This is a genomic window from Halobellus sp. EA9, from assembly GCF_051195055.1.
GTDB classification, from domain to species: Archaea; Halobacteriota; Halobacteria; order Halobacteriales; family Haloferacaceae; genus Haloquadratum; species Haloquadratum rubicundus.
Genome location: NZ_JBNTJW010000019.1, coordinates 1 through 13,264, shown reverse-complemented (window position 1 = coordinate 13,264; position 13,264 = coordinate 1). Strand labels below are relative to the sequence as shown.

At 56.4% G+C, this 13,264-nt stretch carries 15 protein-coding genes and 1 pseudogene; 10 read left to right on the top strand and 6 right to left on the bottom strand.

Features of this window, described 5'->3' with window-relative positions; genetic code table 11:
- Positions 1-3: 3 nt before the first annotated feature.
- The 7 genes from gvpG to gvpM are packed head-to-tail and all read left to right on the top strand — an operon-like array spanning position 4 to position 3,052.
- Positions 4-255 carry a gas vesicle protein GvpG gene (gvpG, locus tag ACQUQ0_RS16515; RefSeq protein WP_435186744.1) on the top strand — a complete coding sequence of 84 codons (252 nt, stop codon included), beginning with the start codon at positions 4-6 and terminating at the stop codon, positions 253-255.
- Positions 255-824 (top strand): gas vesicle protein GvpH, encoded by a 570-nt coding sequence (gene gvpH, locus ACQUQ0_RS16510; protein WP_435186742.1) that lies wholly within the window; start codon positions 255-257, stop codon positions 822-824. The genes gvpG and gvpH overlap by 1 nt, the downstream gene beginning before the upstream one ends.
- Positions 817-1,248: a protein gvpI gene (locus ACQUQ0_RS16505; protein WP_435186740.1), complete on the top strand. Its 432-nt coding sequence runs from the start codon at positions 817-819 to the stop codon at positions 1,246-1,248. The genes gvpH and ACQUQ0_RS16505 overlap by 8 nt, the downstream gene beginning before the upstream one ends.
- Positions 1,241-1,591, top strand: coding sequence for a gas vesicle protein GvpJ (gvpJ, locus tag ACQUQ0_RS16500; protein ID WP_435186739.1), 351 nt, complete (start codon positions 1,241-1,243; stop codon positions 1,589-1,591). Before ACQUQ0_RS16505 ends, gvpJ begins: the two co-directional genes overlap by 8 nt.
- 2 nt (positions 1,592-1,593) lie before the next feature.
- The gene (locus tag ACQUQ0_RS16495) at positions 1,594-1,935 is read left to right on the top strand and encodes a gas vesicle protein K (protein ID WP_435186737.1); all 342 of its coding nucleotides are present in this window, start codon (positions 1,594-1,596) and stop codon (positions 1,933-1,935) included.
- Positions 1,932-2,786, top strand: a complete 855-nt coding sequence (gvpL, locus tag ACQUQ0_RS16490) for a gas vesicle protein GvpL (protein WP_435186735.1) — start codon at positions 1,932-1,934, stop codon at positions 2,784-2,786. The genes ACQUQ0_RS16495 and gvpL overlap by 4 nt, the downstream gene beginning before the upstream one ends.
- The gene (gene gvpM, locus ACQUQ0_RS16485; protein ID WP_435186733.1) at positions 2,786-3,052 is read left to right on the top strand and encodes a gas vesicle protein GvpM; all 267 of its coding nucleotides are present in this window, start codon (positions 2,786-2,788) and stop codon (positions 3,050-3,052) included. Before gvpL ends, gvpM begins: the two co-directional genes overlap by 1 nt.
- A 219-nt stretch (positions 3,053-3,271) precedes the next feature.
- On the opposite strand, the pseudogene ACQUQ0_RS16480 reads toward gvpM, so the two are convergent.
- A pseudogene (locus ACQUQ0_RS16480) lies at positions 3,272-4,222 on the bottom strand (hypothetical protein); the annotation flags it as partial.
- A gap of 96 nt (positions 4,223-4,318) precedes the next feature.
- Between ACQUQ0_RS16480 and ACQUQ0_RS16475 the strand changes: the two are divergent.
- Complete coding sequence (locus tag ACQUQ0_RS16475) at positions 4,319-5,701, top strand: ATP-binding protein (protein WP_435186731.1); 1,383 nt, start codon at positions 4,319-4,321, stop codon at positions 5,699-5,701.
- 35 nt (positions 5,702-5,736) lie between these two features.
- Here the strand turns inward: ACQUQ0_RS16475 and ACQUQ0_RS16470 are convergent, their stop codons facing one another.
- The 3 genes from ACQUQ0_RS16470 to ACQUQ0_RS16460 all read right to left on the bottom strand — a co-directional run bounded on the left by ACQUQ0_RS16470 (position 5,737) and on the right by ACQUQ0_RS16460 (position 8,482).
- The gene (locus tag ACQUQ0_RS16470) at positions 5,737-6,384 is read right to left on the bottom strand and encodes a hypothetical protein (RefSeq protein ID WP_435186729.1); all 648 of its coding nucleotides are present in this window, start codon (positions 6,382-6,384) and stop codon (positions 5,737-5,739) included.
- A gap of 247 nt (positions 6,385-6,631) precedes the next feature.
- Positions 6,632-7,264, bottom strand: a complete 633-nt coding sequence (locus tag ACQUQ0_RS16465; protein WP_435186727.1) for a hypothetical protein — start codon at positions 7,262-7,264, stop codon at positions 6,632-6,634.
- Positions 7,265-7,315: 51 nt separating this feature from the next.
- Positions 7,316-8,482, bottom strand: coding sequence for a tyrosine-type recombinase/integrase (locus tag ACQUQ0_RS16460; protein WP_435186725.1), 1,167 nt, complete (start codon positions 8,480-8,482; stop codon positions 7,316-7,318).
- A gap of 815 nt (positions 8,483-9,297) precedes the next feature.
- Between ACQUQ0_RS16460 and ACQUQ0_RS16455 the strand changes: the two genes are divergently transcribed.
- Positions 9,298-10,161 (top strand): hypothetical protein, encoded by an 864-nt coding sequence (locus ACQUQ0_RS16455; RefSeq protein ID WP_435186723.1) that lies wholly within the window; start codon positions 9,298-9,300, stop codon positions 10,159-10,161.
- 464 nt (positions 10,162-10,625) lie between these two features.
- Here the strand turns inward: ACQUQ0_RS16455 and ACQUQ0_RS16450 are convergent, their stop codons facing one another.
- Positions 10,626-11,180 carry a hypothetical protein gene (locus ACQUQ0_RS16450; protein WP_435186721.1) on the bottom strand — a complete coding sequence of 185 codons (555 nt, stop codon included), beginning with the start codon at positions 11,178-11,180 and terminating at the stop codon, positions 10,626-10,628.
- Positions 11,177-12,049, bottom strand: a complete 873-nt coding sequence (locus ACQUQ0_RS16445; RefSeq protein ID WP_435186719.1) for a ParA family protein — start codon at positions 12,047-12,049, stop codon at positions 11,177-11,179. Before ACQUQ0_RS16445 ends, ACQUQ0_RS16450 begins: the two co-directional genes overlap by 4 nt.
- Positions 12,050-12,681: 632 nt before the next feature.
- Between ACQUQ0_RS16445 and ACQUQ0_RS16440 the strand changes: the two genes are divergently transcribed.
- On the top strand, positions 12,682-13,221 hold the full coding sequence (locus ACQUQ0_RS16440; protein WP_435186717.1) for a hypothetical protein: 540 nt from the start codon (positions 12,682-12,684) through the stop codon (positions 13,219-13,221).
- Positions 13,222-13,264 lie beyond the last annotated feature (43 nt).

The following is a 13,264-nucleotide window of genomic DNA, read 5'->3' as shown; positions in this document are numbered from 1 at the left end:
TGCATGTTCCTCGTGGACGATCTGTTGGTGAAACCGTTTCTCTCGCTGCTGGATATCCTGCATACGATGGCACTTGACGAAATGTACGACACCGACGCAATTCAGGACGATATCAAGGAGAACCGCCTCCTCTATGAGATTGGTGAGCGATCCGAAGAAGAATACCAGCAGCGCAAGCAAGAGCTTGAGACACAACTCGAAATAGCACAACAGATCCAAGAGCAAATGCGCGGCCGCATGGAGGTTAAACAATAATGCCACCCAACAAAAACAACGACGATACGTCCGACGACGAACGCGACAATACATCCACCCAGCCGACGGGTCTGCTTGACCAGTTGCGTACCCTTCTTGAGACACTCGCCGAGATCGACGAGGAGGAAGCGGGCCACCGCCGTGGGTCAGGCCAGATTGACCGCGGAACAAGCCGTATCGATTACAATTACGATGTTTCCATCGGGCTGGGACAACGTGATCAATCATCGAATACGAGGTCATCACCGCATCGGTCGCACTCCGAACGGCGATCGCGTCACCAGCGAGCGACAGAGGATTCGGTACCTATCGAAACCCGTGAGAGGCCGAGTGACGACGAACTCATCGTGATTGCGGATCTGCCTGGCGTGGCTGACGAGGATAACGTAGATGTTGACCTCGATGCTGATGAGCCAGCCCTGATCCTTCGGATCAATGAGAACGAGGTGAAGCGGATTCCGCTTGACCAGTCCGAGATGACAATTACTGATATGACCATCAATAACCAGGTACTCGAAATTCGCGTCTCGCGCGAATCGGACTCCAATGGAGGGACGACCAATGAGTGACAAACAACAGCAACAACACGAGCAGAAAGCACAACAAGCACGGGTCAAAGCCCAGATCAACCGGGACAAAGCCCGCCGGAAGTTGCTCCAACAGCGGGAAAAACTCGCCCAACGGCGGAAGCGCAACCGGAAGCAGTCGGAAGCCCGACGTGATGATACAGATGATGATGAGGACGGCGTCGAGAATCCAACGGCACACTCGACGATGCCGCCGCAGAAGACGAACGCGGAAAATGCGGTTCGGAACTCTCACTCGACCGTTCCGAAAACTCCGAAATACTCGGATGTGGCAGGCCGCGAGCGCTTATACGGACAGCGTCTCCACCAGCAAACAACAAGCGACACCGCGGAGTCCGCCAGTGCTTCGGAGGGCCCCACGACTCCGTCAGACCGTGACGCTGACGGGGACCAAACCGATGAGTGACCCAAAACCGACGCGCTCGCAGGGCGATCTCGCCGAGATGCTGGAGATGCTGTTAGATAAGGGGGTCGTCGTCAACGCCGATGTCGTCGTCAGCGTTGGCGATACGGAACTGCTTGGGATCGAGCTGCGGGCCGCGATTGCTTCTTTCGAAACAGCGGCTAAATACGGGCTCGAATTCCCCACCGGCACAGATATGGAGCGCGTTGAATCTGCTGCGAATATCTCATCAGACCCATCCGAGTCCGGCGCTGAGACGGGGTCCTCGTCAGAGACTGAATCTACAACCCCCCCGTCGGATGGCCCCTCGCCGACAGCACCCTCATCGTCGGAGCAGAGTGACTAAATATGGAACTGGCTCTTGATGACGACGCCGATGATATCCAAGGTGGCCTGACAGCACTGGTTATAACTGTTATCGAACTGCTGGTTGAGGCCCTCGAACGAGAAGCCGTCCGTCGGATGGAATCGGAAACACTCTCGGAGGAAGAAATCGAACAATTAGGGCAGCAATTGCAGGCCCTAGAAGACGAACTCAAGCGGCTGAAACAGCAGGAAGACATCGACGACGACGTATCCGACTTCAAGCAGGATCTCGACCACGTCGTCCGCGACGCGATTGACCAGCTGTCCGAGCACGAAACACACTCGTCCCGGCGATCAGCACACGGACAGGGCGACGACATATGACGGATCACTCTCAATCACTGGACGACGCACAGACCACAGCGACGGACGACGAACAACCTCTCCAGCAGGGGCGTTATCTGTACTGCGTGGTTGATACCACTGCCTCGGACACGGAGACACTCTCCACGACGGGCATTGATGAGACTCCCGTCTACGTCATTGAGACTGACGGGATCGGTGCTGTTGTCCACGATTGTGCGATAGTCTACGAGACAGACGATCTCGATCAGGTGAAGCAATGGGTGGTCACTCACCAGCAGGTGGTTGATGCGGCGAGTGACGTATTCGGGACACCGTTGCCGATGCGGTTTGACACAGTGCTTGAGGGTGGTGATGCAAGTGTCGAACACTGGTTGGCCGACCACTATGAGAGCATCCACGATGACTTACAGTCGTTTGCAGGTATGTGGGAGTACCGCATCACCCTGTTGTGGGACCCGTCCCCGTTTGAGGGCCGAATTACGGAGCAGGATGACCGGCTTCAGGAATTGCAACAGCGCCAGCAGCAAGCGGGTGCAGGGAAACGATTCCTGCTTGAGAAACAATATGAGAAGCGCATTCAAGAGCTGAAACAAGATCAACGGACAGACCTCGCAGAGCAATTGACGGAGACGATCACGCCGGTCGTGAACGACCTCGCCGAACAGGAATCGCGTTCCACGCTCTCCGATGATACTCACTCATCTGCTGCTCAGGAACAGATCCTGCGGGTAGCCGTTCTTGCAGACGAGAACAACGAAACTGCCCTCGGTGATCGATTAGATACAATCGTCGAACAGGACGGAGTAGAGATTCGATTCACGGGGCCATGGCCCCCATATACGTTTGCGCCAGATATCGGGGCAGAGTAATGGAGCCAACGAAAGGCGAGACACACGCGATAGTCGAGTTTGTTGACGTAATGTTACGCGAGGGTGTCGTAGTTCAAGCGGATGTAATCGTGACAGTTGCCGATATTCCGCTGGTCGGAATTAATCTCCGGGCTGCAATCGCTGGTATGACGACAATGACGGACTACGGCATATTCGAAGACTGGGACGCTGCGCATCGCCACCAGCAGAGAGACGACGGTTTGGTGTCCTCCACTGCTGATCATAGAGAAAATACTTTCCGGTGACTATCGTTCGCCGGAAGTGGTTGCCCTCATTTTATGAGTCATCGCAGCACGAATGGTCTATTACCTCTTTACGAGAGGATGAGGAAGTGGAGTCTGTGCACGACAACGGCTCCTCTCCCCATATTATGCGTCGGCTCACTACACTGTTTCCCTCCGAGTTTCTCGAAGAGCGCCGAGGAACTCGGCGCGGTCGAGCGAGAGGGCAAGCCTCAGATGCCTGTCCTCGTGTATGTGCTGGAGTTCCTCGACGAGTAACTGCGTCGCCGGGTAGTCATAGACGACGCGTCTGGTGAGCATCCCCCACTTCGGCGCCAGGTCACAGAAGCGCTCCCGCGAGCGCTTCCAGCCGTCGAATACCTGAAGCGCAGCATCGACCGACCCGTATTCCCGGAGCGCGAACCGGACGACCTCCCGGCCGAGGGGTGTCAGCCGAGTCGAGGCGGGTTGGTCGTCGATGAGGTTCAGGAAAGTCGCCCCAGTCTGGGCGTCATCAGTGGCGCGCACGACGTACTCCGCGAGGACCTGTTCTGTGTCTCGTTCGTGGTAGACGGCGAGCGGATACGCGAGGTAGTTCTTCGGATGATTGAGGCCGAACGACTTGCCGGCGACGCCTTGCGCACTGGCCTGGAATCGAATGGCCGTGGTCTCCGTCGTCGTTCGGTTCCCGACGACGCGCGGGGTTTCGACCGGCTCGACGGTGCCGTCAGGAGTCACGCCGAGGATGCCGACGTTCAGTTCCCGGGCCAGTGTCTGGGCGGACTGCGAGACGGTGTTCGCTGGGACTGCGACGTACGCGGCGTTCGCTTCGTGGAGCCGGTCGTATGCCTGAACGATTCCGCGCTCGACGTCGGCATCGGTTCGGTTCGTGTGGCCTTTCGCTTCGACGACTACCAGCGGTGGGTCGTCGCCGAGGCGTTCCACGGCTAGCAACTCGTCGCTCAGCAGCCGAACACCCACGAGGTCCGGATAGCCGGAGCCGACTTGGACGTGGTTGAAGGGTGCCAGTTCGTCGGTGATGTCCGGATCGATGGACTCGTCAGCGAGCCACTGATCGGACTAAAACTGGGTATCCACGACCGCATATCCCTCCTCGGTATCATCGGGGAACAGGCGGCGCTTCGCGTGTGCCAACACGCGCGGTTCCGAGAGCGGCGACGCCGCACCTGCCATGGCGGTAAAATGCGATCAGCAGCTCATGAAGATGGGGGTGACGGTGAGCCCGGGAGGAACATATAAATCATTATCGTGGTAATCATTATTCAGAGTATGACCTTCTACGACCGGACGGAAGAGCTCGACGCCCTCGACACGGCGTTCGAGTCACCGGACCACGACTTCTACGTGGTTTACGGCCGGCGGCGCGTCGGGAAAACCGAGCTCCTCAAGGAGTTCTGTACCGGCCGGCCGCACATCTACTTCCTGGCGGCCCAGGAAGCAGAAGACCGGCAGCGCGAGAAGTTCGTCGAGAAGGTCGCTGACTACTTTGACGACCGCGTGCCCCGCATCGACGGCTGGGACGAGGCCTTGGAGTACCTCGGTGAGAAACTCGCCACTGAACAACTCATTGTCGCCATCGACGAATTTCCCTACCTTGTCGAGGAGAACGACTCTCTCCCGTCCTACCTCCAGTCGTTTGTCGATGAACAACTCCAGGAGACCGATTCGATGCTTGTACTGTGTGGCTCCAGCGTGAGCACGATGGAGTCAGAAGTCCTCGGTCACGAGAGTCCACTGTACGGCCGGCGCACGGGCCAAATCGACGTGCAGCCGTTTTCCTTCCAGCAGGCCCAAGATGTCATCCACTACGATATCGAGGACGCAATCCGGTCGTTTGCGGTCACGGGTGGCACACCGATGTATCTCACTCTCTTCCACTACGACCAACCTCTCAAGAAGAACATTCAGACGCATATTCTCTCCCCGACAGCCGTCCTCTACAACGAGCCCGAGTTCCTGCTCCGCACTGAGTTACGGAATCCCGCGCGATACATAAGTATTCTCGAGGCGATCGCAACCGGCCACACGACGCCCAACGTGATATCGGGGGCGACTGGCATCGATGTCGGCCCGCTGTCGAAGTACCTCCAGACCCTCCGGCGGCTGCGGTTGATCGACCGCGAGGTGCCGGTAACGGCGTCGGCAAAGCAATCCAAGCGGTCGCGGTACCAAGTCGCCGACGAATTCCTCCGGTTCTGGTTCCGGTTCGTCGAACCGAATCGCTCCAGCATCGAAGAAGCACCCGACGTCGTCTACGACGGTACCATCGAGCCGAATCTCCCCGACCACGTCGCAACGACGTTCGAGGACGTTTGTAAGGAGGTCGTCTGGGAAGCGATCCGTCGTGGCCAACTCGAGTCGTATTCCGAGGTCGGGCGGTGGTGGTACGGTGAGGACGAGATCGACATCGTCGGACTCGGCCCGGATGCCGACCGGATTCTGTTTGCAGAGTGTAAATGGACGAACGAGCCGGTTGGCCAGTCACTAGTTTCGCAGCTCCACGAGAAAGCAGAGCGAGTTCGATGGGGGCCAGAAACGCGAGATGAGGAATTCGCGCTGTTCTCGAAGAGCGGGTTCGTCGATGGGCTGGCTGAGGACGTCGGCGACAATTGGTCGCTGTTTGATCTGAGCGAGTTAGAGGCAGTTCTGTAGCCGAATTTCGTCACTCCCGGAAAACGGATTGGCGCTTAGCGATTTGAGAGCTCATCTGCCAGCTCGAATAATGGCTCAATATCGGTTCTGACGTATGCCTCGAGTGTTTTCTGGAGCCGATTACCCTGTTCGCCTAAACCAGTGAGCCCGCTTCGATGCGCGAGCCACTCCTCACCAAGAACTGGGATATCTGTATTCGTGACCTCTTCGCCCTCCCATGCAACGCTCGATGGACTGGTTCTCGTATACTGTTCGACCGCATCTTCTAGCGAGAGACGATGTCCTCGATCTCGGATGATGTCGAACATCAGATCCCGATGAATCCCCTGTTCCCACGCTTGATGGATTACGTCAGCGAGGGACGGATCTCCGACGCGATCTCCGACGATCGCTGCCCGACCGCGAAGATGTCTCTCGTCAAACCGTGTTCCATTATACGTCAAGATTCGGTCGTAATGGCGGTCATGAAGCCACTCAGCTGTCTCCGCGAGTAGCTGATACTCATCGCCGTCATGGATGCCTGGCCGCCAGATGACCTCTATCTCGATCTCCGAGTTCGGGGAGAGGCGGTGCCCGAGACCAACACAGAGGACCTCAAAGTCGCGTGAATCGAGGAAATCAACGTCGGTCCCGTCGTTCGAACCCGGTGAAACCGTCTCGATGTCCAGTGCGACTGTAGCCATATCGAATCATCTACACGAGACTCACGGTCACTTAAGTACGCTTGGAGTTAGCAGGCCGCATCCGCAGTCGGCTTACCAGAGTCTCCCAGAGCGAACGCGTCACGCTGAGTGTTGCGAGCCCAGCAGCAGTGACGCTCCGCCCGGGCTTTTGCCACGACTCCCGACTAATCAGGACCTCCACTCCCGAGTTACTCAGTGTCGAGGCGTCGAATCGATGGGAGCGTCGCCTCGGTGACTCTGAGGATCTCTAGTCCCAGAACTCGTATCGGCGACTTGTGATTTCGAGGATGGGATCCCCGAGGCGACCGCTGGTATCTTCGAGTGAGTAACCCTCAACGACGCGTAGTCGGTAGGCTGTACTGTTTCGGAGTGTCTGCGACGGGAACTCGCTAGGCTCAACGCGTTTTCCCGAACCCTGGTGAGCTTCGATCCCGCTGGCTGATGCTGCGGTGATGATTAGATGTCGAGCGAGTTCGGGTTCCAGCTTTCGGCCGTCCGCCCTAGTGAAGACAGGCTGATCGGCTCGGTCGGGGGTATCACGTGCGAGAGTAGCGAGGGTGCGAACCGTGTCCGCTCCGAGATCGAACGCGATTGTTCCGTCTCTGGAGCCTCCGCATTTGAGGGCCCATAGTGGAACGGCCAGAGCCTCTTCGCCGAGGAAAATCCAATCCCACATGCTCCGGAGGGATTCGACGAGTCGAAGTCCAGTGTCATATCGGATCTGAACGAGCGCCTCGAGCGTCGTCTGGAGGGATCGAGGGGCGTCGATCTGATAGCAGGCGTGTCGAAGCTCTTTGATCTGACTTGGTTTCAGATGCGGTACCTCTGGGACTTCCGAATTCGGTTCGTTCGCTGATGACATCATTCTGAAGGGCAGCATCGGTTCACCGCGTGGTACGGTGGGCGAGACTACTGGGACGAGAGAGGAAGGCTACGCGTAGAACCCGTCCTCGTCGTCACCGTAGAATTCGTCGAAGATTCGTTCGTGGAGGTCGCGCTTGTCGTCCTTGCCGGATTGATCGTAGTGTTTCCGGAGGATATCCTCGCTGACGTCGGCCTGTTCGGCGAGGAACTCGAGCGGGAACCCTTCCTTGCAGTGGTGCGTGATATACCCCTTCCGGACGGTGTGGGGCGATTTACTGCTGGGGCATTTCGAAGCGGCGTCTGCGTTCTCCATCGCTTCGCAGTCTTCTGGATTTTCACCGTGCGGGCAGCCCTCCTGGATTACGCACGGGCGCGACCATTTGTAGACGTATTTGGCGATCGTGGACGGTGAAAGACGACCGTATCGGCTTGTGAGTAGTGGGCGACGACCGTAGTCGTCGGTGACATCGTGGCGGTTGTTCTCTATGAAATCCTCGATGACCTCGGCGACGTGCTCCGGGAGGCTGAGATGTCGCTCACTTTTCCTCGCGTTTTTGAGTCTGGTGTCCTGGTCGGGCCGGTGATGGAGTTCGAGTTTCCGTTCCTCCGGATCGAAGTCTTCGACGTCGAGGGCGATAACGGTGCAGCGGCGGACTCCGCGGACGGAGAGCAGAAGCCAGGTTACGTGTTCGGCAGTCGCGTACCGGTACTGTTCGAGGTAGTCGATGATCTGTTCCTGCCGCTCGCGTGGGAGGTGTTCATCGCGGACTTCCTCTTCCTCGTCGATGTCGGGGATTTTGACGGCATCACTCAGCTCGGGCTTGACCGCATCGATCGCTTCGAGGTGACTGATGAAGGCATTCATCAGCCATTGCTCGTCTTTCATCGTTTTGGGTGCGAGCGGTTCCTCGCAAGACTCCTCGCGCCGGTAGGTTCGGTAGCGAGTGAGGTCGCTCCCGGTGAGCTCGCTCATCTCGTTGATGTCGTTCTGCTCGCAGAACTCGACGAAATGAGCGAGGCTGGTCCGGTAGGACTCACGCGTCGATTTGACGGTGTCTCCGCGCTTCGACTCGAGGAATTCGTCGATTGCGGACTCCGGGGTGTACGGCTCGAGGTCGGGTGAATCATCGGCGAGTTCCTCGAGGACGTCCTCGACCTTGTCACCGAGGACTGATTCGACCGCGTCGAGGAGTTCCTCCGGGATGTCGTCTCCCGGTTCGGCCGCGCTACTCACGCTGCTCACCTCTCCGGGATCCGTACTCGACTTCGATGATCGGGAACCGTACGAGAGGCGACTGGAAATCAGCCGTGGCTTCGGGATTACGTGGCGACTTGGAGACGATACGATTTGGCGTCGTGATTCGGTCTATCGTCAGGTGCGTATTCATTCGTGCGCGTGCCGACGCGTTCAGAGCGCCGGTGAGGGCTCGATACGCGGATCTGGTTTTGGGATTCCCTCCGGGTTTGTGTGGGCGGCTGGATCCCGAGGCCAGCGCTCACACGGGAGAGGCGGTCAGGTTGCCGCGTATCGGATCGGAGAACTCGTTCGCTCTGGACAGGACAGTCCCCCTGATGGTCCTGCTGTCCAAAGCGCGCGCACAAAAGTGAATACCGAGATAGCTTCCGCGGAACGGAGGGCATCGCTCTCTCGGTGATCACATCGTCCGCCTCTCGGTGGCCCTCGACGCAACGTGGACTACGACGAACAACTCGGGGACGGCCCACTTCGAGATCAGGGACTTGAGAGTGGGCAATCGGCTCGGGCGGATCGATGCGCTGAGTACGTGGTGCCATAGGTGTGTTTCGACCGAACTGTTGCACCTTCCGGTATGGACTGGTAACTTAAAAACAGTCTACGTTCAGGAGTTTGGTCAAATCGCCTGACAGCGACGCAAAAATCCAAGCATTTATGCTAGATATCTCTCGGTCAGAGCTTCCACCTCTGCGCTTGCTTCTGATTTCCATAGTCTCGTGTAGAAAACCGGCGTCTCAGCCCCGATACCCCGCCCCTACGAGGGTTTATCCGTCTGATGTCGAATACACAATTATGTGCCTCGCCACAACCACCGCGACCCTGACGACCTGACACCCGCACAGATAATCATCCTCGAAGTTATCGGCTGGTGGTACAACGCCGTCCCGATCCAGCTCCCCGATGGCAGTCGAACAAAAATCGGAGAGACCCAGCCCCCAGAGATCTTCTCCCTACTCAGGGCCTACAAAGGAATCGATCAAGAAGAATGGGAGTCAACATACAAGCCCGCGTATGAGAGACTCGTCACCGAAAATTGGCTCAAATCAACCTGCCTCTATAAAAGACAAATCAGCTGGGCACCCGGTCGAGATGCCCGCAAATTCCTCGACGAGCATCTTGCTCAAGACGATAATTGGGCCGGTTACGTTCCAGACTACTACAACTACACCGGAGGACTCGTCGGCGATCTCAACGAATCCTTGACCCATCGTTTCGGTGTTGAACTCACTCGGAATGCTCTCGAGGTATGGGGATACACTTCTATCGAGATGTACCCCGGTGATGGGAGTCAGCGGCGCTGTGATATCCACGCTGTAAAAGACGGAGTCGGCTGGGCCGCCGAAATTCTCTGTTGGCACCGAGACTACGAGGCGTACCTCGATAAGTACCGGCACACTTCCCAATCCGGTCGGAATATCTTCTACGTCTTCCAGAACCGTAAGTTGGCTAACCAGTGCATCAACTGGTGGGTCGAACACGACGAGATCGAGCTGGACGTGAAGAACTACCCACTCAACCCGAACCAACGAGCGATGGAGAACGCCAGGACCTATCTTCGCAAGAGCGTCAAGGGTGCTGAATTCGAGACCCCCGGGATATCTGATATGGAAACGATCACGCGACTTTACAAGCAGATGTATACGATAGGAGACAAATGAATTGAGGGGTTCCAATACCCCCAGACAAGACCCCTATATTATCGGACGTTACACCGGGATATTCGTCGAGATTACACCGCCGGATCAAAGGCTTATGAGCCAGAACTCATCATTGTAATCGGAAACTGAATCCAGTGTAAGAAAATCGGGTGTAATCGACACCCGCTTACACCGAGACAATACCCCTAATTACCAAGTTGTTTTAACAAATACTTCCGAAAATAAGTGCGTAGTTCCTCAAAAGGATTTCCGCTCGACGCTTCACTCGAAACTCCTCTCGAAAGAGCTTTCGACCGTCCTCTCGCAGGATCACTCGAAACTCCTCTTGATTAACCGCTCAGAAAGTCTCTCAGTCACCTTCTAAAGATCCCTCTTGGTTCGCCTCTCTGAACAACGAACGTAAGATCATTCAAAACGACTAACAGAGAACCTCTTGTTGATTATCGAATTATCGAGGCGGTAGTCTATAGTTCCCGCAGAGCGCGTTGCTTTGTCGCCTCTCGTAGTGCTGCTACGACATCTGGTGCGACTTCTTCCAACCCGACGTGAAGAATATGGCCGAGAAACTCGCTTTGACTCTCTACATCTATTTCCGTTCCTCTCCGGGATTCTAACGATGCAATAACCTCCTCTTTCAGCTCAGGATCTGATTCGATTACAGCGATCGTGGCCGCGAGGTGTTCGCCCCAAATATGAACACCCGTCTCGGGACCCTCTAATTCGTCTATTTTGGCATCGATTGTGGCTACCAGCGGGTCCTCATCTTTCGCATTGGAGTCAGACGATGCCTCCTCAACAGGCGACGCATCGGTATCAGAGCCACCATCTAGACCCTTGTTCTGACCTTCAGACGGATCCATTGCGGACTTTTTTCCAGTGTTTGACTCCGGAGTTTCGTCAGAATCTGTTTCAGACCCCGAGTCGTCAACTTCGTCGCCTTCACGGTCATTTACTGTATCTAACCGGTCTCCGGTGTCCGTGCGTACTCTGAGTTCTGCCAACTCGTCGTCGTCAGTCACGTGTCCTCCACCTCCGACGCTTGCAGGCGATCGACGAGCGCCTCGGCATCCTTGATGAACGCCTGACGCGACTGTTTCGCTGTCTTGGAAGGCGATTCAAGACGGAAAACGGTGTGGCCTTCTGCCGCGGAATTCCGAATATCCTGACTCTTTGGAATCCCCCACGGGCCGACGGTATCCGAGTACTCCTCTCTGAATGTCTCGAGATACCGGTCTGCGAGTTTCGTCCGGAGATCGACAGCCGTGGGGATTACCATCGTCAATTCGATCTGGGTGCCTAGACGATCCTGCATCCGTTCAAGGTCGTCTTCTAATCGGCAAAGTTGACTCATACCAAACTTCGTCGGCTGGACGGGCGCGATAACGTGTTGCGCCGCGCACAGTCCGTTGAACGTGATATTATTCGTGACTCCCGGTAGATCTATGAGAACCAGATCGTACCGGAGGGGATCGATGTATTCATCGAGAAAGTCATTAAGACGCGTGTAGCGCTCTCGTGGATCCCCAACCTCGGCGAGTTCCGCGTCAAGAGAATCCAGCCCCGGATGTGCTGGTATAACGTCAACCCGCTCCCCGGTTCTATGGATGAACTCCTCGACGACATCTTCGCCCAACTTCTCGGTGATCGACGACCATTCTGATCTGAACGCCGTCGAGATATTCGGCCACGCGTCTTCCGACTCGATTTCCCTCTGATAGTCCTCGTGAATCCCAAACTGCTTTCCGAGGTCGCCTTGCTTTCCGGCTAGGTCGATAAGCAATACTTCGTGTCCTTGCCGAGCGCATGCGACGCCGAGATGCGAAGTGACGGTGGTCTTTCCGGTCCCGCCCTTGTCGAGGAATGTCGCTGCGCGTAGCGTCTCACTCATCTCGGCTCACCTCCTGTTCTCCCGAGCGAAGTCCCGAGTGAAGCGCTTATCGCCCCACCGAGTGAAATTCCTCTCATTCCGCGCCTGTGTATTGGCAACTCCGGGAAATACCCTCGTCCGAAAGGGCAGAGTAGCTGAAAATTCCCGTGAATCACATGAGTCGGTGGAAATCACAAGAATGCGCCGACCAGTGCTGAAAACCCCGCACTCAGAACCTCTACGGGGTGGTCAGATGATGAGGCCAGTGCGTAAGCAGAACTGAGAGTACACCCGAACCAGTTCCTTATCCCGGCGTAGTGTGGCGATTCTCGCTATGACACTCGAATAATCCCGGCGCTATCTCTCGATTTCCACTAACGCGAGAGCTCAATCAGCCAATCCCGCTTCATCTTGCTTCTGAAGCGATCATCTTCCATTGATCCAGATCAAGACGGGCCGTCGCTTGCCCCGGATTTCCACTATCGCAAAATTCAATCGAACCACCTTTCGCCTATCTTTCCCAAACCGACGGACAGAGAGCCGACTTAGACGAAAATTCCCTAACCCATTTATTAATAACGTCACTACGGATGACTGGGTGAAACACCCACATAAGCAAAGAAGCAATCAGACTCAGTCCGCCCATCGTCGGTGTGCTAAACAACCGACGTCGGCACGACGAGACCAAAGAAGACGTCATCGAACGTCTTCTCACGGAGACGTACGATCCCGTCGAACTCGAAGAGTATCTTCGAATGTTCAAAGACTACGGCGCTGACTTCATCGCCGTTCCGGAAACCGCGCTCGCAAAGGGCTGCCTCCAAGTCATCGCCAGCCTTCCATCTGGTACAGCAGAAGAGGTAGACGAATACGTCGCCTCGACTCCCGGAGTGACGATCGAAGGTGATGATTTCCTAGCCGAGTTCGGCATCGCCAGAATCGACGGCGGGGGCTTTCACACCTATCGCCGCATCCCGGTCGCCGTGCCGGAAAACCTGCAAGGTCTTGACCCCGTCTCGATCGACGAGGGTATCGAGAATGTACGCGCATTCGTGCGCGAAGACCGGGAACCAACCCCGCGAAGAAACGAAACAATCGCCCTCGAAGACCTCGTCACGGATCTCGTAGACGCCGGCGCATCCGCAGTTACTGTCAGCCACCATCCGTCTTTAGCTAAGAGAATAACCGCGTGACAGCAGCGGCTTATCGAGGAACGTTTTTGTGAGGAATGAGGAG